We start from the raw sequence: 20,100 nt of genomic DNA on the forward strand, positions 1-20,100 counted from the left end.
TAATTTATCCTGCCCAATACATTTCCCAACCGTTGGAGTATCGGAGTTCTGCCATGCAACGCGTCGACCATCCACTGCCCTGGAACCACCTGGGTACAGAGCGCACCCTCAGCGTATTCCGTTATGGCGCGGGCACGCGCAAGGTCTACATCCAGGCCAGCCTGCACGCCGATGAACTGCCAGGCATGCGCACGGCATGGGAGCTCAAGCAGCGCCTGGCTGAACTGGAAAGCCAGGGACAACTGCAAGGCCTGATCGAACTGGTGCCGGTGGCCAACCCCATCGGTCTCGATCAGCACCTGCAGGGCAGTCACATGGGCCGCTTCGAACTGGGCAGCGGCAAGAACTTCAACCGTTCGTTCGTCGAACTTAGCGAACCGGTGGCGCAGCGGGTGGGCGATCGTCTGGGCAGTGATGCCGCGGCCAACATCGCCCTGATTCGCCAGGCCATGGGCCAGGTGTTCGACGACCTGCCGGCCCCGGCGTCGCAACTCGAAGCAATGCACCGCTTGTTGCTGCGTCACGCCTGCGACGCCGACATCACCCTCGATCTGCATTGCGACTTCGACGCGGCGATTCACCTCTACGCATTGCCGCAACACTGGCCGCAGTGGCAATCGCTGGCGGCGCGCCTGAAAGCCGGGGTGGCGTTACTGTGCGAAGATTCTGGCGGCAGTTCCTTCGATGAGTCCTGCTCTTCGCCCTGGTTGCGCCTGGCCAGGGCTTTCCCCGAAGCGGCCATTCCACCGGCCAACCTGGCGACCACGCTTGAGCTTGGCAGCATGGGCGACACCCGAGTCGATCAGGCCCGGGCCAATTGCGAGGCGATCCTGGGCTTTCTCGCCGAACAGGGTTTCATCAAGGGTACCTGGCCGGCGGCACCGAGCGAGTGCTGCGAGGGCATGCCGTTCGAAGGCACCCAATACCTGTTCGCGCCGCATCACGGGGTGGTGAGTTTCCTGCGCGATGCCGGGGAATGGGTAGAGAAGGGCGATGCACTGTTTGAAGTGGTCGACCCGTTGAACGACAAGGTCACCACCGTGTGCGCGGGCACAAGTGGTGTGTTGTTTGCGATCGATCGTGGTCGTTATACGCAACCGGGCACCTGGCAGGCGAAAGTGGCCGGGCGGGAGCCTATTCGGGTTGGGAAGTTGATTAACGATTGAGGGGCAGTGGAGGTTCATTGCACGCCCCGTGATCGGTGGATGCCCAAGGTAATGAGGTAGCGTTCTTCTGTGGGGCGCTTGTCGTACGTAAAGCGATTGACCACCAGCATCAGTTGGTACTTGTCACTTGCTCGCCAGTAGGCTGTCCCGCCTGGACTTGCCCCTACAAAACCGGACACCAACTCCCTGTTAAATTGATGCTGCCGCCAATCGCCTGAACTCCCTCGGTGAGCGATAGTTCAAGGCGCTGTGCGGATGCTGCTCGTTGTAGTGTTCGAAGGCAATGGCCAGGTTACGCAGCGCCGTTTCTCGATCCGGCTTGGGCATGTGCGCCACGTAGTCACGCTTGATCGTCTTCACGAAGCTCTTGGCCATACCGTTGCTCTGCGGGCTGCGCACTGGCGTGGTCACCGGTTGCAAGCCGATCTGCCGTGCAAACAGGCGCGTCTGTTCGGCGGTGTAGGCCGAGCCGTTGTCGCTTAGCCATTGCACCGGCGTGGCGGGCAGTTGATCACCGAAGCGCTTCTCCACGCTTTCCAGCATTAAGTCGCGGATATCATCGCCGCTGTACCCGGTCGGGCTCGCGACCCAGCCGATGGCCTCGCGGTCACAGCAGTCCAAGGCAAAGGTCACGCTCAGTTTGGCGCCGTCCTCGCAGCGGAACTCAAAGCCGTCCGAGCACCAACGTGTATCGCTGGTTTGCACCGCAATACGGCCTTCGTGCCGCCGCGGCACGCCGGGCTGTTTGAGTCGACGCTCCAGCAGCAAGTTGTAATCACGCATGACCCGGTAAACCCGCTTCACGTTGATCGCCGGCAGCGACTGGGTTTCACGTTCCCGACGCAGTAATCCCCAGACACGACGGTAGCCATAGCTGGGCAACTCCCTGACCTGCTGTTGGATTTCAACCACCAACTCAGCGTCGTCCACAGGTCTGCTTCGCCGTGCCTTGGGCGATACCGATTGTTTGATTCGAACCGTTAATTGCGAGCGCGCCACACCGAGACATTCGCTGACCAGCTTCACTGGTCGTCCCCCGGCAACAAGGGTGAGTGCGCAATCCATTTTCGCGACCGGGCGATCTCCACGGCCTCTTTGAGGATTTCTGCTTCCATCGTTTTCTTGCCCAGCATCCGTTGCAGTTCACGGATCTGCTTGAGCGCATCGCTCAGCTCGGAGGCAGGCACCACGGCTTCGCCAGCACTGACCGCCGACAGGCTGCCGTCCTGGTAAAGCTTGCGCCACTGGAACAGCTGGTTGGCATTGATGCCGTTGCGCCGAGCCACCACCGAAACGCTTTGCCCTGGCTCAAGACTCTCGCGAACCATGGCCAGTTTTTGCTCTGGGCTCCAGCGGCGCCGCCGCTCCTGGCCCAAAAGCTCCCCACTCTTATCATTGCTGTTAGTCATAAACATAACCGTTTGCCTATCCCTTATCGTAAGGGGGAAACGGTGTCCTGTCTTTCATGGGGCTCGTTCACCGCCTTTGTTCTCATCGCGCAATTGGGCACGCCATTGCGGGGTGTCGGCGAACGATGGGAAGTCCTTGACCCGGATGGGTACCCAGCCCGCGTTGCGCCATTGCTCCTGCAGATCCAGCACGACCTTGAGGGTGTCGTCGAGCAGCAGGGGTTCGACTTGTGGGGACATGCGGACACCTCTCACCTTCTCGTCGGTAAAGCTCACCGTAAAGAAGCGGGCCAATGGAGTCACAAAGCCGTAGTGGGGGTCTACGAAACGCAGACGTGCATCAGACTTGGGGGTATTGAACCAGGATTGCCCCGGTATGGCTGGATCGATCCTTGCGCTGGAGCGTTGACGCATAGCCTCGTACGGCTCGCCAATCACCAGCGCAATTTCCGGCTCATCCGTTAGTGCTTCAATCGTTGCCAACGACAGCAGGGCCACGACCGCCAGAGCGAATACACTGCGTCGCCAATCCGCACGTTGCAGCAGGCTCATCGCAGGCCACCGCCCAAGGCGATCTCCCGAATTGATTGCTCAAGCAGCTCGCGCTGGTCGCTGTGCAGCAGATCATCAAACTGCTTCGCGGCCCTGAGCACGAAGGGCATACGCTGATTGATATCGGCCAGGTTGGCATTGCGGTTGGTGCTGAAACCAATGGTGCGTCCGTCGTCGACGCGGCGGCACTGACTGGCCAGGGTCAGCTCGACGGCTTCGGCGGCGCCGGCCGGGATACCGATGACGTAGGAAAAATGGTTACTGCGCAACAGCGCGTTGAGCCGCCAGTCGCTGTACATCGCTGGTTGCAGGATGTTGACCTGTTCGTGCTCGGCTAGAAGCGCGACACTTTCGGCGATCTTGCCCGCCTCAATCGCCTCAAATGCTTGCAAGATTTCCTCATGGTCAGTCCCGAATTTCAGTGTTTTCTGCCCCACTGGCCACAGCACCGGATACTCACCACTCCCATAGATGTTTTTCCGTGCGGCCAGACAATCCTTCAGCGCCTCCAACCCCCGCTCCTTGTAGAACACATGCAACGGATACACATCCAGGAATAGCGTGGTATTGCCCATTGCCAGCATCTCGTACACAAACCGGTACATCCGTTGCGAGTACGACAAGGGAAGGTCGGCACCCCATTGGGTGAAGCCCCACACCGGGTTGTCACGGTTGGCCACTTCGTACTCGCGTTGGCGCTGCTCAAACGCCCGAATGGTCGCGCGCTTTTCCCACTCACTGGGGCTGAGCAACCCCACCAGCCCTTGCCTGCTGCTGTCCTTCAGTTGCTGCATGGCCTCCTCTTCCGCTTGAATCTTCTCGATCGTCGATGCCGCGTGCAGCAAGCCACAGCCAACTTGCTTGGAGGCGAACGCCGCCAGCCCGGCCCACTGGAAACGTGGGTCGTGGCGCCACAGTTGGGCGTAGGCGGCATTGATTGCCTTGTTGCGTGCCTTCGGATCGGCGATCAGCTGGCCGCCCGGTGCCACGACGTTTTCGACCCTTTGCTGGTACCCGCGCCAGAGGTTCTCGCAGACCGTTCCTGGCCGTTCGCTGAACGTCGGTGTGGGTGCCCGCGCTGAAGTGGAAGCGGGCTGTCGCGGTGCGACCGGGTTGCTGGGGGCAACCGGCGCGGCTTCCTGTTGAGGGACGCTCCTCACGGCTTGCGGCGCAGCACCCTGTCTGGACCCGTAGGTGGCGTTGGTGAACGAGTGGAGGAGACTGGCCTTGCAGGGACAGCTGCTGCGGCTATCCAGCGAGCCAGCCACCAGCCTGCCGTGACTGTCCATGTACGAGATGCCACCGACGATTTGGTAGGTTTCATCGTTCTTGCCACAGGAAACCCGATCCCCTGCGCGAGCGTGAGCGAAGCCAAACATCATCACGCGGGTATCGGCCTCCAGCACCTCGCCACCGCAACTGGTCTTGTCACCCTTGCGAATGAAATATCCCTTAGCCATCGCTTGAACTCCTTGTCTGTTAACGAGCAAATTGCTCCCACTCCCATGGGAATGGAGGCATGGCAAAATGCCGCGCACAGGGTTCTATACGAGGGTGTCAGGCGTAAATCAGACGTTTCCTTGTCTGGTGTAGGCCGATTCCGCAATCGGACCCAGTGGTGGGAGTCGTTACAACGAAGGTGCTAGGCTCTGTCCCGAACCCTGCGCACGGTGAAGGAAGGTTTATGCTGAAGTTTCTCGCTCTGTTCACGCTGCTGGCATCCGCCACTGTCCACGCTCAACCCCCCCCTGCAAACCGATCTGCCGCTCAAGTACCTGGAGCAGGCCAACCCCGATTCCCGCGAGCAGCCGCTGGTGATTTTTCTCCACGGCTACGGCAGTAACGAGCAGGATCTGTTCGGCATCAAGGATGAGTTACCCAGTGAGTACAACTATTTGTCGGTGCGGGCACCGATGGTGATGCAAGAGGGGAGTTACCAATGGTTTCGCAAGAAAGGCGAAGGTGCCTACAACGGCGAAACCGATGATCTGAAGTCCAGCGGCCAGTTGCTGCTGGATTTCGTCGCACAGGCGGCGAAGAAATATCACACACAACCGGAGAAGGTATTTCTGGTGGGTTTCAGCCAGGGCGCGATCATGTCCTACGAAGTCGCCCTGCGGCATCCCGAGGCGGTGGGCGGGATTGCCGCGTTGAGCGGACGGATTCTGCCGGTGCTCCGGTCGGAGCTCAAGCCGGATGAAAAACGCCAGTCACTGGCGATTTTCATCGGCCATGGCACGGCGGACCAGCGTCTTCCCTTGAGCGATGGCACCGAGGCCAACAGCCTGTTGCAAAGCGTGTCACTGGAGCCCGAGTTCCACGCCTACCAGGGTGTCGGCCACAGCATCAGTGCCGAAGAACTGCAGGACTTGAGCGCCTGGCTGCAGCGCCTCCACCCCTGAGGCTTATTTGCCGCTGACGATCTGCTTGATCAGGGTTTCGTGAGCGGCCATGTCACCGGGGCGGGAAATGACCTGAATCACGGTCATGTGGCTGCCCGATGCCGCCATCAACGTCGTGTTGAGGGTCATGCCGCCGCCCTGGGTGGCGGTACTGTCGATCTGGCGCACACCCAGTCCTGTTTTTTTCAGGGTCAGGCTTTTTTCGCTGAGTTTGTTGTAATCCGGCAGGGCCTTGTGTTGCGCCACGTCGAAGTCGGCCGCCGTGCCGTCGAGAAATTCACCGTCGTTGTCCTTGACCTTGACACCCTCGGGCAGGCTGTTTTGTGCGGCGATCACCACGGTCTTGGTGGTTTCGTTGGTGTACATGGTGCCGCTTGCCCCGGTGGGGCTGGCTGGCAACGGGTTGGCAATGAAACCCTTGGGCAGGGTGAAGGTGAACTTGCCGTCGAGCATCGAGACTTTCTGACCCTGCACCGTCTCTTTGGCGGGGGCCTTGGCCGCCTGCGCATTCAAAGCCCCCAGACTGGCAACCGCTGCCAGCAGCAGGACAACGGCTTTTTTACTCAACAGTGACATTCGAAAAACTCCAGGGATGGTCGCGCGGTGGGTGGCGATCATCCCATGGGGGCTGTGAGATGTTCCAGCATGGGGTAACGGACGGTCGTCGATGCTTCGGTATCAGGGGTATTCCTGCCTGGCATGTAACACACTCAGGATCTGGATTTGATCCGTCACTCGATAGACCACCAGGTAATTGGGATGCACAACAATTTCTCGTGTATCGGGAAGTCGGCCACATCGATAGAGATAGGGATGTTCGGGGAGGGCTGATGTAGCCGTTTCAATGGCCTGATTGAGCTCAAGAGCCGCTACGAGGTTACGGTCAACAATGTAATTCAGGATTTGTAAGAGTTCGGACCGTGCCTCGGGACGCCACTCAACCCGCATCGCGCTTGTTGCGCTTTGACTCCAGGAGGGCGCGCATTTCAGCCATCACTTGATCATGCGGGATGCTTGGGCGCGGATCATCCAGGGATGCCTGTACCTTGGCACGGAACCAGCGGTCGTAGCTGGTAGCCTGCTCTTCGGTTTCAAACTCTGAAACTATGGAGGAAAGTCGGGTGTTCATGCTGATCTCCGCGATCAATGCCTGCAGTTTAATAGTTATGTAGCTCGTTGTCGTCGTTGTCTGGATGAAGTACATCCCCTGGAAGAGCGCCGGGGCGTTCACTCCATCGACAAATCCTAAACACCTGGTGTCCGACGGCCAACCCGAAAAACATGTAGGACATATGCTCGATTTTTTGATTTTCGTCGCCGCATGTGGGATCTCAAAAAACGAGTAGCCGATACCCTGTGGTGACCGGCAGGTCACCACAAAGGACGGGCTCAGTCACACCTCCATTTCCTCACCTTCGATTGTCGGGAACTGCTTACTGGGCCTGGTTCTGCGGGAACAGGTTACGGCGGGTTTCTTCGTCGAATTCAACCTTGAGCACAAGCTTCTCTTTCAGGCCGAGAGCACGCTGGGCCGCCGGGCGAGCGCTGATTTCATCGAACAGGCGCTTGACGTTCGGGTAGGCCTCCAAGCCGTTTTCACCGAGGATGTAAGGCGCGAAGTTGGCCCAGCCCCAGAGTGCCATGTCGGCGATGCTGTAGCTGTCGCCAGCCAGGTACTGATGGTCGGCCAGACGCTGGTCGAGCACGCGATAGTGGCGTTCGACTTCCTTGAGATAGCGGTTTTTCGCGTAGGGCAGGTCTTGCGGTGCGTGATGCAGGAAATGCACGGCCTGGCCGGAGAACGGCGACAGGCCGGTGGCGATGAACATTAGCCACGACAGCAGTTCGGCATTGCCGGCAGCGCTGTTCGGCAGGAAACGCTGATGTTTTTGCGCCAGGTGCAGCAGGATGGCCTGGGAGTCGAAAACCGTCGCGTCGCCATCGACCAGGGCCGGAACCTTGGCGTTCGGGTTGATCGCGAGGAAGGCTGGCAAGTGTTGCTCGCCCTTGAAGGTGTCGACGCCGATCAACTCATAGGGTGTTTGCAATTCTTCGAGCAACAGGGCGACTTTCATCGGGTTCGGTGAAGGATGGAAAAAGAATTTCATGGTGTAGGCCTCAGTTCGGGAGTGGTTGGGAACTGAGGCTGATAGTGGGGGAAACCTGTTCGATTGACGTACCAGGATGTTGCGCTATTCGTTCGAAATTGTTGAACGTGTTGCCAAGGGCGCGGGTTTGGCCAGCAACCGTCTGGTGACGCCAAGCATGGCCACCGAGACCGCGACGCCAATACCGAAGCCCATCAGGCCCATGCTGGGCAAGGTCAGCGTCACAACCAGGCAGAAGGCAGAAAATGAATACATCCCGGTGGCCGTCGCCCGCAGCAACGCGGCGGTAAACGCCGGGCCTCGGGTTTGCTGGGAAAACACCGCCATCACACTGCCAAGCACCGGGAACACGGCGAGCAGGCCGCTCCAGCGATCGCCGACGGTGCTGGCGAGCCAGGTGACGGCCAGGGTCAGCAAGGCGCCGGCAATCATGCGCAGCAGCAATTTGTCGGACTTTGGCGCCGGTCCTGAAATGATCGGCTGGACTGCCGGGAACAAGTGCGGCGCGGCCAGCAGTGCAGTGGCGGCGGCAATCACCGAGAGTGGCAGCGACGGTGGGAGCAACGACAGGACTACGGCGACCAAGGCCCATACCAGTAGCGAGATCGTCAGTGCCAGTGGCCATTTTGTGCGTTGCGCGACCTGCGCATAGGTCACGCAGAAGGCAATCATTGCAAACATCGCCGACAGCGCTGCCATGGCTGACTGGGCGGCGAACGCCTGGCCTTGTTCGATGGCGAGGAAGAACAGAATAGGCCCGACCACCACCGGCAACCCCGACAACCAGCCCGCCACGCTTGGCCCCCAGCGTTTGCCGGCCAGGGAGATCAGCAGCAGAAAGCCTGGAATGACCAGCAGTTTGAGCATTAACACGCGCACTTCTCCGACCTGTGTTTGGCGGCAACGTTAGCATTTTGCGGGGTGATTTGCTCTATTGTTGAGCGTGTTTTGTATACAAAGTTGAAGGTCCGATGCGGGGTGCGGGACATACACCTTGTAGGAGCGAGTTTGCTCCGGGCGGCGTTCCGACGAAGGTCGTCAACGATTACGCGGAAATTCTGACACCCCGTAGCGTTTTCAGATTTTTCGCGAGCAAGCTCGCTCCTACAGGGGTTATGCGTCTACATGGCGATAGCGGTGATGCCGATCTGTGGATGTGGGGGGCAGTAGGGCAGGATTTCCTCAACCTGCGGTTGCCGTGCTGGCAACGGCGCTTGATCACCTGTGGGCTGGCATCGATCCCGGCATTCGTTGGCGTCTGGCTGATGGGGGACGACGCGGTGGGTAAGCTGCTGGTGCTGAGCCAGGTGGTGCTGAGCCTGCAATTGCTGTTTGCGTTCTATCCGCTGATTCGCATGACCATTGATGAAAAACTCATGGTGCCGTTTGTGAATCGCTTGCCGACGCGGGTTTTGGCGTGGGGGTTGTTCGTCGTGATCAGTGGGGCCAATAGCTGGTTGATTCTGCAGCTTTTCAGCCAATGAAGAACCCGGAGCGACGTGAGTCGCACCGGGTGTTTTGTCAGGCGGCGGTTCTTCGTGGGTCCCCGCGCCGTCTGTTAAACGCTGTCGGCTTAAGCCCGTTCGAGCGCCAGTGCGACACCCTGACCACCACCGATGCACAGGGTGGCAAGGCCTTTTTTGGCGTCACGCTTGATCATTTCATGCAGCAGGGTCACCAATACGCGGCAACCCGAGGCACCGATCGGGTGGCCGAGGGCGATGGCGCCGCCGTTGACGTTGACCTTGTTCAAGTCCCATTCCAGGTCCTTGGCCACGGCCAGCGATTGTGCGGCGAAGGCTTCGTTGGCTTCAACCAGCTCAAGCTGGTCGATAGACCAGCCGGCCTTGTCCAGGCAGCGGCGAGTGGCCGATACCGGGCCGATGCCCATGATCGCCGGGTCCACGCCTGCGTTGGCGTAAGCAGCGATTTTCGCCAGTACCGGCAGGCCCAGGGCCTTGGCTTTCTCGGCGCTCATCAGGATCACGGCGGCGGCGCCGTCGTTGAGCGACGAAGCGTTACCAGCGGTCACCGAACCGTCCTTCTTGAAGGCAGGTTTGAGCTTGCCCAGCGACTCGGCGGTAGTGCCGGCCCGTGGCTGCTCGTCGGTGGCGAAGGACAGCGGATCGCCCTTGCGCTGTGGGATCAGGATCGGCGTGATTTCATCGACAAAACGCCCGCCTTCAATCGCGGCGATGGCCTTCTGCTGCGAGGCGGCGGCGAATGCATCCTGCTGCTCGCGGCTCAGGCTGTATTTGTCGGCCAGGTTTTCGGCAGTGATGCCCATGTGGTAATCGTTGAACGCATCCCACAGACCGTCGCTGATCATGGTGTCGACGATTTGCGCATTCCCCATGCGCAGGCCGGTACGGGCACCTGGCATGACGTAGTTGGACAGGCTCATGTTTTCCTGGCCACCGGCGATGATCACCTCGGCGTCGCCGCAACGGATCGCCTGGGCGCCCAAGTGCAGGGCCTTGAGGCCCGAACCGCAGACCTTGTTCAGGGTCATGGCCGGCACGGCGAACGGCAGGCCGGCCTTGATCGAAGCCTGGCGCGCAGGGTTTTGCCCGGCGCCGGCAGTCAGCACCTGGCCCATGATCACTTCATCGACTTGCGCCGGGTCCAGGCCGGTTTGCGCCAGCAGCTGACGGATTACCGCAGCGCCCAGGTCAACCGCGGACACATTGGCCAGGGATCCCTGGAAACTGCCGATCGCGGTACGCGTGGCGGCAACAATGACGACTTCTTGCATGGAATGATTCCTCACTGGGCAGCGAACTGCATTTCCGGCACGTGGTCCGGCACGATCAGTTTACCGGCAGTCTTGGCAACGATCTCTTCGACGCTGACACCCGGTGCACGTTCTTTGAGAATGAACGCACCGTTTTCGATTTCCAGGTAGGCCAGGTCGGTCAGCACGCGCTTGATGCAACCGGCGCCGGTCAGCGGCAGGCTGCATTGGGACAACAGCTTGGACTCACCGTCCTTGGACGCGTGGGTCATGATGACGATGATGTTGTCTGCGCCGGCCACCAGGTCCATCGCACCACCCATGCCCTTGACCAGTTTGCCGGGAATCATCCACGAGGCGATGTTGCCTTGCACGTCTACTTCAAAGGCGCCCAGCACGGTCAGGTCGACATGGCCACCGCGGATCATCGCGAAGGATTCGGCCGAGGAAAAGATCGACGCGCCGATACGTGCGGTCACCGTCTGTTTGCCGGCGTTGATCATGTCGGCATCGATGGTTTCTTCAGTAGGAAAGGGGCCCATGCCGAGCAAGCCGTTTTCCGACTGCAGCATGACTTCCATGCCTTCTGGGATGTAGTTGGCGACCAGGGTCGGAATGCCGATGCCCAGGTTCACGTAGAAGCCGTCCTGCATTTCGCGGGCGACGCGTTGAGCCATTTGTTCGCGGGAAAGTGCCATTGTCGTTATTCCTTCATTCGGTCCGGGGGCAGGGGATCACTTACGCACGGTGCGCTGTTCGATGCGCTTCTCGAACGTGCCGCAGATGATCCGGTCGACGTAGATGCCAGGGGTGTGGATCTGCGCCGGGTCCAGCTCGCCGGGTTCGACGATTTCTTCGACTTCGACCACGGTGATCTTGCCGGCGGTGGCGGCCAGCGGGTTGAAGTTCTGGGCGGTGTGGCGATAGACCACGTTACCGAAATGGTCGGCTTTCCAGCCTTTGACGATGGCGAAGTCACCGGTGATGGATTCTTCCATCAGGTACTTGCGGCCATGGAATTCGCGGACTTCCTTGCCGTCGGCAACAGGCGTGCCCACGCCGGTGGCGGTGAAGAACGCCGGGATGCCAGCGCCGCCTGCGCGCATTTTTTCAGCGAGGGTGCCTTGCGGGGTCAGGGTGACTTCGATTTCGCCTTTGAGCAGTTGCTCTTCGAACAGCTTGTTTTCGCCGACGTAGGAGGCCACCACTTTGCTGATCTGGCGGTCGGTCAGCAGTACGCCGAGGCCGAAACCGTCGACGCCGCAGTTGTTGGATACTACGGTGAGGTCGCGAGTGCCTTTGCGCTTGATCTCGTTGATCAGGTTCTCCGGGATGCCGCACAGGCCGAAGCCGCCGGCGATCACGGTCATGCCGTCTTCAAGACCGGCCAGGGCTTCCTCGTAGGAACTCACGCGCTTGTCGAAACCTGCCATATGCACCTCTTTTATTCTTTGTGGGCGGCTGGCTAGCCGAATGGGATTGAGTGTCTCGCTACACGATTCATTTGTTAAGTTGATTTTTAAGGATGATTAATAGATAAAACTCAACAATGCAATGCCTTGGAGACAACGACTATGACAGTCAAGCAGATCCGCGCCTTTCTGGCCGTGGCCCAAAGCCTGAGCTTTGCCGTGGCCTGCGAGCGCCTGCACCTGTCGCAATCAGCCCTGAGCCTCACCATCAAGGCACTGGAGGAGGGCCTGGGCGGGCGGCTATTTACTCGCAACACGCGCAATGTGGCGCTGACCGCCGAGGGCGAATCCCTGGTGCCGCTGGCGCGTCGCCTGATCGCCGATTGGGACAATGCCGAGGATGAGCTGCGTCAGCGGTTCACCCTGCAGCGCGGTCGCGTGACCCTGGCGGCCATGCCGTCGTTTGCCGGCAACCTGCTGCCGCCGATCCTCAAGACATTCCGCGTCCGCTATCCGAAAGTCAACGTCACGGTCAACGACGTGATCAACGAGCAGGTGCTGGAAATGGTCCGTGACCGCCAGGTGGAACTGGGCGTGGCATTCGAGCCGACCATGAGTTCGTCGCTGCAATTCACGCCGTTGTACGTGGATCGCTTCGTGGCGGTGGTGCCCCATGATTCGGTGCTGGTCGAGCTGGATGAAATCGACTGGCAGACCTTGCTCAAGGAACCATTCATTACCTTGCAGCGCCCGTCGACCGTGCGGGTGATGCTGGAGGAGCATTTACAGGCCCGGGGCATGAAGCTGCCGGTGGAGTTTGAAAGCCATCAACTGGCGACGGTCGGGCGGATGGTTGCCAGTGGGTTGGGCGTGAGCGCGGTGCCGGCCTTGTGCGCGGGGCAGATGCGTGAACTGGGGGCGCATTGCATTACCTTGCGCGACCCGGTGGTGGAGCGGGCGATCGGGGTGCTGACCTTGCCGGGAGGGGAGCTGTCGGCGGCGGCGCAGGCATTGTTTGATGTGCTTAAAGTAGAGAACTTCGGCCAACAACTCTCCATGCACTGATTACCATACCTGTAGGAGCAAAGCTTGCTCGCGATGGCGTCGTGTCAGTCGACGTCGATGTGGACTGTGCAGGCCCTATCGCGGGCAAGCCATGCTCCTACAGGGATTGGGTTTCGTCAGTTGTTAAGACGCTCAGCCAATAACGGCAAAAGCTTTTCGCATGACCCCTCGATCTTCAAATCCAGCATCTCATCCGCCCGGGTCTTGCCCAAATTGATCGCCAGCAACGGCTTGCCCTGATCCATCACCGCCCGGCACAGGCGAAACGCCGAGTACGCCATCAGCGACGAGCCAACCACCAGCAACCCGGCGGCCTTTTCCACCGTGGCCATCGCTTTCGCCGCGGTTTCCTGCGCAACGTTCTCACCAAAAAAAACCACATCCGGTTTCAACCGTTCGCCGCTGCAATGCGGGCAGAGCGGTACCTTAAAGCGTGCCTCGAAGGCCGGGTCGAGCAAGGTGTCGCCGTCCGGCGCCTGAACCGCGTCCACGCCGGCGAGGTAGGGGTTCTGGGTTTCCATCAGGTGCTGGATCGAATCCCGCTCGCAGCGTCTTCCGCAGTCCAGGCACAGCACCCGGTGCAGGCTGCCATGGAGTTCGATCACGTCATGGCTGCCGGCCTGATCATGCAAGGTATCGACGTTCTGCGTGATCAAGCCGATGATCCGTCGTGTGCTCTGCAAGCGGGCGAGTGTGTCGTGGGCCACGTTCGGTTGCGCCTGACGCACCCGTGGCCAGCCGAGCATCGCCCGCGCCCAGTAACGCCGCCGGGATTCGGGGGCGCAGAGAAACTCCTGGTACATCATCGGTTGCCGGCCACGGCGTACGCCCTGATTGTCGCGATAATCGGGAATGCCCGACGGTGTGCTGATGCCAGCGCCGGTCAGGACCGCGAACGGCTCGTCGGCCATGAAGTGCTGGAGGTGGTCCAGTTGTTCGTGGATCTGGCTATCGAGCATGTCCAACACTCCGGGTCACCTGAATACACACTGTAGGAGCGAGCATGCTCGCGATGGACGTCAACGATAACACTGGCGGCCTGACGCCCCGCGGTGTTTTATCTTCCATCGCGAGCATGCTCGCTCCTACAGGGGGGCGTGTTATTTACGTGCTTCCAGAATCAGGTTGAACGGCGTTTCCGTCGCCCGACGGAAACTCGAGAACCCGGCCTCGCTGAACACCTTGCGCAACCGTGCTTCACCCGCCTGTGCGCCAAGGCCGAGGCCGACTTCCTGGGACAACGAGTTGGGCGTGCAGATGAAGGTCGAGGCGGCGTAGAACAGCCGGCCGACCGGGGTGATGTTGTCATCCAGCAAATCGTTGGCGAACGGCTCCACCAGCAACACCGTGCCATCCGGCTTCAACGACTCGTAGGTGTGTCTGGCCGCGCCCACCGGGTCGCCCATGTCGTGCAGGCAGTCGAAGTAGCAGACCAGGTCATAGTCGTTGCCGGGGTAGCTCTTGGCCGTGCCCTGGAAGAACCGTGCGCGGCCGGAAACGCCACCTTCTTCGGCGCGCTGGGTGGCAACGGTGACGGACGGCGCGTGGTAGTCGAAGCCGACGAATCGCGAGTCCGGAAACGCCTGGGCCATGATTACCGTCGAAGCGCCATGCCCGCAGCCGATATCCGCCACCTTGGCGCCGGCCTCCAGTTTCGCCACCACGCCGTCGAGGGCCGGCAACCATTCGGCGATCAGGTGCGCCTTGTAGCCGGGCCGGAAGAAGCGCTCGGTGCCGCTGAACATGCACGGATGGTGATCGCCCCAGGCCAGGGCGCCGTCGCCGCGCATGGCCTTGACCAGTTTGTCCTTGTCATGGAAAAACGACGCGACCACTCCGACACCCCCCGCGATATAGACCGGAGAGTCTTCGATGGCCAAGGCCAAGGCTTGTTCTTCGGGCAGGCGGAACTGGCCGTCGGTGTGTTCCATGTAGCCAGAGGCGGCGTGGGCGCTCAGCCATTCGCGCACCAGGCGGGGGTTGCAACCGGTCTTGTCGGCGAGCGCTTCGGGGCTGGTCGGTTGGCTGTCGGCCATGGCCCGGTACAGGCCGAGCTCTTCACCGAGGATGACGTTGGCAAGCATCGCCGCGCCGCCCATGTCACCCACCAATTTGCCCATGAAATCGTTGAGTCTGGCCTCGTCCATCACGTGTGCTCCTTTTGCAGGACCAGGGTCCAGTGGCAGTGTTTATCGAGGCGTTCGCCCCTGGGCGGTGGTCGTGGGAATGAACAAGACGATGAGCTCGTCCTGCGTGCATTAAGTTTAGTTCGGCAGGAATGCGCCGCTGTCTGGAGCGACGAAAGCCCCTCTGTGAGTAAGCTCGCTCCCACAAGGTTGCGCGGGGTCGCGGGCAACGCATGTATCCCAATGTATCCAGACAGCCTCTCGATACAGTCCCCCTCAATTCAACGCCACCCCCGAACACAGAGCAGATACAAACCTGCGATGAACTGTGATGACGTTCTGACAATCCTTGGGATCGACATCATGCAAACCCCTATTCCATCAGCCAAGGCCAACGCCGGGCTCGGCCTGCGTCGCGGTTTAATCAAGGACCTGCTGGCCGCCCCGGCCGGCCGTTTCGATTTTCTCGAAGTCGCACCGGAGAACTGGATCGGCATCGGCGGCGCCCATGGCGCAGCGTTTCGAACCCTGGCCGAGCGCTATCCGTTGTCCTGTCACGGCCTGTCCCTGTCCTTGGGCGGGCCGTCGCCGCTGGATGTCGAATTCCTGCAAGAGGTGCGGGTTTTCCTCGATCACCACAACGTGCCGCTGTACAGCGAGCACCTGAGCTACTGCAGCGATGACGGTCACCTGTATGACCTGTTGCCGTTGCCGTTTACCGAAGAAGCGGTGCATCACGTCGCCGCGCGCATCCGTCAGGCCCAGGACATTCTCGGTCGCCGCCTGGCGGTGGAAAACGTCTCCTTCTACGCCGCACCACAGCAGGACATGGACGAGGTGACGTTCACCAACGCCGTGCTGCGCGAAGCCGATTGCGACCTGTTGCTGGACGTCAACAACGTGTACGTCAACTCGATCAACCACGGTTTTGACCCGCGTACTTTCCTCGCCGGAATCGATGCGAACCGTGTGGTTGCCATGCACATTGCCGGGCATTTCGATGAGTCCGATACCTTGAAAATCGACACCCATGGCGCCTCGGTCAAATCGGCGGTGTGGTCGCTGCTGGCCCAGGCCTATGCCCGATTCGGCGCGCAACCGACCTTGCTGGAGCGCGATTTCAACTTTCCGGCGTTTTCCGAACTGGACGCCGAGTTGCAGACCATTCGCCGGTTGCAAACCGAGGAGGTGGACCGTGGCTAAGCGCACGCTGCATGAACAGCAAAACAGTATGGGTCTCTACTTGCGCGACCCCGAGCACTACGCACCACCGCCGGAGATGGACCCGCTGCGGGCCCAGGTTTATCGAGACCTGGTGTTCGCCAACCTGTCGTCGTTGATCAGCGGCACCTTTCCGGTACTGGTGAAGATTCTCGGCGACGAGCACTGGCGGGCTTTGGTGCGGATCTACCTGCGCGACTACCGCGCCCACACCCCGAAATTCGGCGAAATCGCCGAGGAGTTTGTCGAGTTTCTAGCCTCTGAACCGCAAGCGTTGGTCGATGGGCCTTGGCCGCCGTACATGGTAGAACTGGCGCACTACGAATGGGTGGAAATGGCCCTGCAACAATCCGAAGCCGAGCCGTTGCCCTGTGGCGATGCCGATGGGTTGCTGGATCGTCCGTTGCAGGTTTCGCCATTGGCCTGGCCCTTGGCGTATGCCTGGCCAGTGCAGCGGGTGGGGCCGGATTATTCGCCGGAAGTCATGCCGGATCAGCCGACGCTGTTGTTGGTGCGTCGGGACCTGGATTTCAGTGTGAAGTTTTCTGAATTGAGTCCGTTGGCGTTTCGGTTGTTGCAGCGCATCGAGGCGTTTCCGGGGCAAACCGGACTTGCGCAGCTGCAGGGATTGGCAGAGGAGGCGGGAATGACGGGATCTGTAGAATTTCTGGATAGCGGGCTGGGGTTGTTGCGGCAGATGCAGGGGGAAGGGGTCGTAGGCGTCTAAGCCTGGGATGCTGATCGTTCCCACGCTCTGCGTGGGAACGCCGCCGGGGACGCTCCGCGTTCCGCTGGCAACGCGAGGCATGCGTCCTGCGCAATGGTGACGCGGAGCGTCACGGGATGCATTCCTTTGCTGCGCGTGGGAACGATCAATTTACCCGCGCAACTTGAGCTCCGCGCACAATCCACCACCCTCCCGATTGCTCAACGTCAACGATCCCCCGATCGCCAACGCCAGCTGTTGCGCGATTGCCAACCCCAACCCGGTACCGCCGGTGCTGCGGTTGCGCGAGTTTTCCACGCGGTAGAACGGTTGCATGACCTGGGCCAGTTCCGCTTCGGCAATCCCCGGCCCGCGGTCCATGACCTTCACCGACACGCTGCCGTCGGTTTTCTTTTCGACCAGCAGTTCCGCCGTTCCGGCGAATTTGAGCGCGTTGTCCGTCAGGTTCACCAGCACTCGCCGCAAGGCGTGGGGGCGGGTGTCGATGACGGTGGTGCTTTTGCCGCTCAGCTGCACTTGCTTGCCCATGTCCTGATAATCGAATACCAGGCTGTCGAGGAACGAGTCCAGGTCGGTGCGCCGACTTTCTTCGGTGGCGCCATGGACGCTGCGGGCATACGCCACGCCTTCGCGCACCAAGTGTTCCATCTCGCCCAAGTCGTTGCACAGTTTGTCTTTTTCCACCGAGTCGTCCATGAATTCGGCGCGCAGTTTCATCCGGGTGATCGGCGTTTGCAGGTCGTGGGAGATCGCCGCCAGCAGTTGCATGCGTTCTTTGAGATAGGCGGCGATGCGTGCCTGCATGGCATTGAAGGCCTTGGCGGCGTGGGCCACTTCGGTCGGGCCTTTTTCGTCCAGCAGGACCGGATGGGTGTTGGGATCGAGGGTGTCCACGGCTTCGGCGAGGCGGGTGAGGGGGCGGATGGCGATCCGCACGGCCAGCCAGGTGCAGGCAATCATCAGCGCCAATTGCCCGAGCAGCACCATGGGCAGCCAGGGCGACAGCGGCACCATCGAAGGCCGCACGTCGATGGTCAACGGGCTGCCGTCCGCCAGTTTCAGGTGGACCTGAAAGTGTTTCCTCGGCCCGGGGATATCGGTGAAGGTCATCGGGTAGTCCTTGCCGATGGAATTCTTGATCGAGGCCATGGCAATCGGTGCTTCGGGCATGTCCGTGTCCATGGAAGTGCCGGGTGAACCTTCATTGAGCAAATAGCGGTAATTGCGCCGATCCAGTTGTTGCAGCCAACTCGCACGCTCTTCGGCCGGCAGGCGATCGAGGATGGCGATAGAGGTCGAGACGTCGGTTTCCAGGTTGCCGAGCATGGTGTTTTTCGCGCTTTCGTAACGCTCGTAATACTGCGCACCGAAGGACAGCGCCTGGGCGAGGATCAGGCCGATCAGGAATATCAGCGACAGTCGCGAAGCCAGGGTGCGGGGCCAGCGCATCGACAGGTTCATGCTGGCGCACCGACGATTTCCACGGGGAGGGAAAACACATAGCCCTCGCTGCGCACGGTCTTGATGTAGGCCGGTTCGCGGGCATCGTCCAGCAGGCGCTGGCGCAGGCGGCTGACCAACAGGTCGATGGAGCGATCGAACAGGTCGGCGTCGCGACCCTGGGTCAGGTTGAGCAATTGGTCGCGATTGAGCACCCGCTGCGGATGATCGAGGAACACCCGCAGCAAGCGATACTCGGCGCCGCTGAGGGCGACCATGGTGCCGTCGCCATCGAGCAGGTGCCGCGCGGAGGTGTCCAGGCGCCAACGACCGAAGGCCAGCAAGCGGCTGGATTCGGTCACCACCAGGTTCGGTGGCAGCATGCGTGTGCGGCGCAGTACGGCGTTGATCCGTGCCAGCAGTTCACGGGCGGCGAAGGGCTTGACCAGGTAGTCGTCGGCGCCCATTTCCAGGCCGATGATGCGGTCGGTTTCATCGTTGCGCGCGGTGAGCATCAGGACCGGGGTGGCCTTGTGTTTGCCTGCGCGCAGCTCGCGGCAGAGCATCAGGCCATCGTCGCCCGGCATCATGATGTCCAGCACGATCAGGTCCACCGGCGTGGATTCGAGGAAGCTGCGCATCTGCCGGCCATCGGCTACGACCGTGGTGCGCAGGCCGTTTTTCTTCAGGTAGTTGCCCACCAGCTCTCGTATCTCGCGGTCATCGTCAACGATGAGAATGTGATCGACGTGCTCCATGGTGACTTGCCTCTGTCAGTGGGGGATGTCGCACAGTCTATCGAGCCTTGGCCCGCTCGCCCGCCGCCCTTTGTATTGCAGTGTATCTGGCCTGTCGGCGGATACACACCGACGCAAAAACAGCCATTTCCCGGGGTTTTGTATCCCTTTGTATCCCGGCCCGGTCCTGATACTTACCGATTTACACGCGCCGGTTCCCGACACATACGGGATACCTCGCAGGCTTCTAATAGGTTCCATCGAGGCAAACCCAAGCGCCTCTACCCAACAAACGATGAACCTTGAGGAAACCGCCATGAACACTAAAGCCATCTACGCCGCTTGCCTGTTTGCCGCCTTGAACATCTGCACCCTGTCGGCCCGCGCCGAAGCTGATATTACCCAGGTGAGCTACAGCTTTGGCACGCACCTGGACATCAAGAAAGTGGTGTCGCTGAAACAGGATGCCTCGCCTTCCTGCGGCGTGGTGAATGCCCAGCTGACCTACCTGGATTCTCAGAGCAAGACCCAGGTCCTGGACTACCGCAAATTTGCTGACAACTGCAATTCGGACAACTGAGTCCAGCAATCGCTCTTAGCGCATTCCAATCAAGCCAGGAAGAACATCATGAACAACGTCACCCGCTTTTTGACCGCCATTGCTTTCTCCGTCGCCGGCGCCGCGGCCCATGCCAACGCCGCTGTAGAACAAAACGCTTGCGGCAGCAGCACTTGCTTCCAGCTGACGCCGGTGGCCGAGAAGGGCAGTGACGCCTTCCTCGCCGAGGACGGCTACAACCGCACGCCGCAGGGGCAAGTGGTGGCAGAGAACGGTTCCAGCCACACGCCTCAAGGCAAGTGGCTGGAAGAGCAAAACGCGTGAATCCAGAACACCACCGATCCAATGTAGGAGGGAGCGGGCTTTTGTGGCGAGGGGATTTAGCGAAACGTCGCACCGCCCCGTTGGGCTGCGAAGCGGCCCCAAAAAAGGGACTGCTGCG

General features: G+C 60.6%; 20 protein-coding genes and 3 pseudogenes. 8 read left to right on the plus strand and 15 right to left on the minus strand.

Going from position 1 to position 20,100, the window contains the following annotated elements:
- Nucleotides 1–53 precede the first annotated feature (53 nt).
- Nucleotides 54–1,166 carry a succinylglutamate desuccinylase/aspartoacylase family protein gene (locus ACA058_RS12280; protein WP_497639316.1) on the plus strand — a complete coding sequence of 371 codons (1,113 nt, stop codon included), beginning with the start codon at nt 54–56 and terminating at the stop codon, nt 1,164–1,166.
- Between the two features lie 189 nt (nt 1,167–1,355).
- Here ACA058_RS12280 and ACA058_RS12285 read toward each other — a convergent pair.
- The 3 genes and pseudogenes from ACA058_RS12285 to ACA058_RS12295 form a co-directional block, all read right to left on the minus strand.
- Nucleotides 1,356–2,575, minus strand: a protein-coding gene (locus ACA058_RS12285; RefSeq protein WP_497639317.1) for an IS3 family transposase whose coding sequence is annotated in 2 segments (ribosomal slippage) — nt 1,356–2,230 and nt 2,230–2,575 — 1,221 coding nt in all. Because the reading frame shifts where the segments join, the coding sequence is not laid out codon by codon here.
- 69 nt (nt 2,576–2,644) lie between these two features.
- Nucleotides 2,645–3,127 (minus strand): annotated as a pseudogene (locus tag ACA058_RS12290) (hypothetical protein); the annotation flags it as partial.
- A complete protein-coding gene (locus ACA058_RS12295; RefSeq protein ID WP_497639318.1) occupies nt 3,124–4,587 on the minus strand; it encodes a PAAR domain-containing protein in 1,464 nt (487 codons plus the stop codon). The gene ACA058_RS12295 and the pseudogene ACA058_RS12290, both read right to left, overlap by 4 nt.
- Before the next feature lie 224 nt (nt 4,588–4,811).
- On the opposite strand from ACA058_RS12295, the pseudogene ACA058_RS12300 reads away from it, so the two are divergent.
- Nucleotides 4,812–5,529 (plus strand): annotated as a pseudogene (locus ACA058_RS12300) (alpha/beta hydrolase).
- A gap of 3 nt (nt 5,530–5,532) precedes the next feature.
- Here the strand turns inward: ACA058_RS12300 and ACA058_RS12305 are convergent.
- The 5 genes from ACA058_RS12305 to ACA058_RS12325 form a co-directional block, all read right to left on the minus strand.
- Complete coding sequence (locus ACA058_RS12305; protein WP_497639319.1) at nt 5,533–6,105, minus strand: DcrB/PsbP domain-containing protein; 573 nt, start codon at nt 6,103–6,105, stop codon at nt 5,533–5,535.
- Between the two features lie 102 nt (nt 6,106–6,207).
- Entirely contained in the window at nt 6,208–6,477 is a 270-nt protein-coding gene (locus ACA058_RS12310) for a type II toxin-antitoxin system RelE/ParE family toxin (protein WP_497639320.1), read from the minus strand.
- Nucleotides 6,467–6,658 carry a type II toxin-antitoxin system RelB family antitoxin gene (gene relB, locus ACA058_RS12315; protein WP_497639321.1) on the minus strand — a complete coding sequence of 64 codons (192 nt, stop codon included), beginning with the start codon at nt 6,656–6,658 and terminating at the stop codon, nt 6,467–6,469. The genes ACA058_RS12310 and relB overlap by 11 nt, the downstream gene beginning before the upstream one ends.
- 304 nt (nt 6,659–6,962) lie before the next feature.
- Nucleotides 6,963–7,637: a glutathione S-transferase family protein gene (locus ACA058_RS12320; RefSeq protein ID WP_497639322.1), complete on the minus strand. Its 675-nt coding sequence runs from the start codon at nt 7,635–7,637 to the stop codon at nt 6,963–6,965.
- Between the two features lie 84 nt (nt 7,638–7,721).
- Nucleotides 7,722–8,510 (minus strand): hypothetical protein, encoded by a 789-nt coding sequence (locus ACA058_RS12325; RefSeq protein ID WP_497639323.1) that lies wholly within the window; start codon nt 8,508–8,510, stop codon nt 7,722–7,724.
- A 299-nt stretch (nt 8,511–8,809) separates the two neighbouring features.
- Between ACA058_RS12325 and ACA058_RS12330 the strand changes: the two are divergent.
- Nucleotides 8,810–9,121 (plus strand): annotated as a pseudogene (locus ACA058_RS12330) (divalent metal cation transporter); the annotation flags it as partial.
- Between the two features lie 89 nt (nt 9,122–9,210).
- On the opposite strand, the gene ACA058_RS12335 reads toward ACA058_RS12330, so the two are convergent.
- Genes ACA058_RS12335 through ACA058_RS12345 form a run of 3 tightly spaced genes read right to left on the minus strand, consistent with a single transcriptional unit; the run spans nt 9,211 to nt 11,804 of the window.
- The gene (locus ACA058_RS12335) at nt 9,211–10,392 is read right to left on the minus strand and encodes an acetyl-CoA C-acetyltransferase (RefSeq protein ID WP_497639324.1); all 1,182 of its coding nucleotides are present in this window, start codon (nt 10,390–10,392) and stop codon (nt 9,211–9,213) included.
- Between the two features lie 11 nt (nt 10,393–10,403).
- Nucleotides 10,404–11,069 carry a CoA transferase subunit B gene (locus tag ACA058_RS12340; protein ID WP_057399619.1) on the minus strand — a complete coding sequence of 222 codons (666 nt, stop codon included), beginning with the start codon at nt 11,067–11,069 and terminating at the stop codon, nt 10,404–10,406.
- Between the two features lie 36 nt (nt 11,070–11,105).
- Entirely contained in the window at nt 11,106–11,804 is a 699-nt protein-coding gene (locus ACA058_RS12345) for a CoA transferase subunit A (RefSeq protein ID WP_497639325.1), read from the minus strand.
- A gap of 141 nt (nt 11,805–11,945) precedes the next feature.
- Between ACA058_RS12345 and ACA058_RS12350 the strand changes: the two genes are divergently transcribed.
- Nucleotides 11,946–12,848 carry a LysR family transcriptional regulator gene (locus ACA058_RS12350; RefSeq protein ID WP_497639326.1) on the plus strand — a complete coding sequence of 301 codons (903 nt, stop codon included), beginning with the start codon at nt 11,946–11,948 and terminating at the stop codon, nt 12,846–12,848.
- A 116-nt stretch (nt 12,849–12,964) separates the two neighbouring features.
- Here the strand turns inward: ACA058_RS12350 and ACA058_RS12355 are convergent, their stop codons facing one another.
- Together ACA058_RS12355 and ACA058_RS12360 are read right to left on the minus strand one after the other, a co-directional pair.
- Entirely contained in the window at nt 12,965–13,807 is an 843-nt protein-coding gene (locus ACA058_RS12355) for an NAD-dependent protein deacetylase (RefSeq protein ID WP_497639327.1), read from the minus strand.
- 141 nt (nt 13,808–13,948) lie between these two features.
- A complete protein-coding gene (locus tag ACA058_RS12360; protein WP_497639328.1) occupies nt 13,949–14,995 on the minus strand; it encodes a class I SAM-dependent methyltransferase in 1,047 nt (348 codons plus the stop codon).
- 342 nt (nt 14,996–15,337) lie between these two features.
- On the opposite strand from ACA058_RS12360, the gene ACA058_RS12365 reads away from it, so the two are divergent.
- Nucleotides 15,338–16,177: an HvfB family MNIO-type RiPP peptide maturase gene (locus ACA058_RS12365; RefSeq protein WP_497639329.1), complete on the plus strand. Its 840-nt coding sequence runs from the start codon at nt 15,338–15,340 to the stop codon at nt 16,175–16,177.
- Entirely contained in the window at nt 16,170–16,922 is a 753-nt protein-coding gene (locus tag ACA058_RS12370) for an HvfC family RiPP maturation protein (protein WP_497639330.1), read from the plus strand. Before ACA058_RS12365 ends, ACA058_RS12370 begins: the two co-directional genes overlap by 8 nt.
- A gap of 150 nt (nt 16,923–17,072) precedes the next feature.
- Here ACA058_RS12370 and ACA058_RS12375 read toward each other — a convergent pair whose 3' ends face one another.
- Both ACA058_RS12375 and ACA058_RS12380 read right to left on the minus strand, forming a co-directional pair.
- Nucleotides 17,073–18,383, minus strand: coding sequence for an ATP-binding protein (locus tag ACA058_RS12375; protein ID WP_497639331.1), 1,311 nt, complete (start codon nt 18,381–18,383; stop codon nt 17,073–17,075).
- Nucleotides 18,380–19,120, minus strand: a complete 741-nt coding sequence (locus ACA058_RS12380; RefSeq protein WP_008063067.1) for a response regulator — start codon at nt 19,118–19,120, stop codon at nt 18,380–18,382. The genes ACA058_RS12375 and ACA058_RS12380 overlap by 4 nt, the downstream gene beginning before the upstream one ends.
- A gap of 295 nt (nt 19,121–19,415) precedes the next feature.
- Here ACA058_RS12380 and ACA058_RS12385 point away from each other — a divergent pair, with 295 nt between their 5' ends.
- Nucleotides 19,416–19,679: a DUF2790 domain-containing protein gene (locus tag ACA058_RS12385; RefSeq protein WP_497639332.1), complete on the plus strand. Its 264-nt coding sequence runs from the start codon at nt 19,416–19,418 to the stop codon at nt 19,677–19,679.
- Nucleotides 19,680–19,727: 48 nt separating this feature from the next.
- Nucleotides 19,728–19,982 carry a hypothetical protein gene (locus ACA058_RS12390; RefSeq protein WP_497639333.1) on the plus strand — a complete coding sequence of 85 codons (255 nt, stop codon included), beginning with the start codon at nt 19,728–19,730 and terminating at the stop codon, nt 19,980–19,982.
- Nucleotides 19,983–20,100: the final 118 nt, after the last annotated feature.

The sequence above is a fragment of the Pseudomonas sp. LBUM1649 genome, assembly GCF_059716155.1.

Bases quoted from the DNA above. Each gene is read 5' to 3' on its own strand.
- ACA058_RS12280 (WP_497639316.1), top strand. From the start codon at position 54: ATGCAACGCGTCGACCATCCACTGCCCTGGAACCACCTGGGTACAGAG.
- ACA058_RS12295 (WP_497639318.1), bottom strand. From the start codon at position 4,587: ATGGCTAAGGGATATTTCATTCGCAAGGGTGACAAGACCAGTTGCGGT.
- ACA058_RS12305 (WP_497639319.1), bottom strand. From the start codon at position 6,105: ATGTCACTGTTGAGTAAAAAAGCCGTTGTCCTGCTGCTGGCAGCGGTT.
- ACA058_RS12310 (WP_497639320.1), bottom strand. From the start codon at position 6,477: ATGCGGGTTGAGTGGCGTCCCGAGGCACGGTCCGAACTCTTACAAATC.
- relB (WP_497639321.1), bottom strand. From the start codon at position 6,658: ATGAACACCCGACTTTCCTCCATAGTTTCAGAGTTTGAAACCGAAGAG.
- ACA058_RS12320 (WP_497639322.1), bottom strand. From the start codon at position 7,637: ATGAAATTCTTTTTCCATCCTTCACCGAACCCGATGAAAGTCGCCCTG.
- ACA058_RS12335 (WP_497639324.1), bottom strand. From the start codon at position 10,392: ATGCAAGAAGTCGTCATTGTTGCCGCCACGCGTACCGCGATCGGCAGT.
- ACA058_RS12340 (WP_057399619.1), bottom strand. From the start codon at position 11,069: ATGGCACTTTCCCGCGAACAAATGGCTCAACGCGTCGCCCGCGAAATG.
- ACA058_RS12345 (WP_497639325.1), bottom strand. From the start codon at position 11,804: ATGGCAGGTTTCGACAAGCGCGTGAGTTCCTACGAGGAAGCCCTGGCC.
- ACA058_RS12350 (WP_497639326.1), top strand. From the start codon at position 11,946: ATGACAGTCAAGCAGATCCGCGCCTTTCTGGCCGTGGCCCAAAGCCTG.
- ACA058_RS12355 (WP_497639327.1), bottom strand. From the start codon at position 13,807: ATGCTCGATAGCCAGATCCACGAACAACTGGACCACCTCCAGCACTTC.
- ACA058_RS12360 (WP_497639328.1), bottom strand. From the start codon at position 14,995: ATGGACGAGGCCAGACTCAACGATTTCATGGGCAAATTGGTGGGTGAC.
- ACA058_RS12365 (WP_497639329.1), top strand. From the start codon at position 15,338: ATGCAAACCCCTATTCCATCAGCCAAGGCCAACGCCGGGCTCGGCCTG.
- ACA058_RS12375 (WP_497639331.1), bottom strand. From the start codon at position 18,383: ATGAACCTGTCGATGCGCTGGCCCCGCACCCTGGCTTCGCGACTGTCG.
- ACA058_RS12380 (WP_008063067.1), bottom strand. From the start codon at position 19,120: ATGGAGCACGTCGATCACATTCTCATCGTTGACGATGACCGCGAGATA.
- ACA058_RS12385 (WP_497639332.1), top strand. From the start codon at position 19,416: ATGAACACTAAAGCCATCTACGCCGCTTGCCTGTTTGCCGCCTTGAAC.
- ACA058_RS12390 (WP_497639333.1), top strand. From the start codon at position 19,728: ATGAACAACGTCACCCGCTTTTTGACCGCCATTGCTTTCTCCGTCGCC.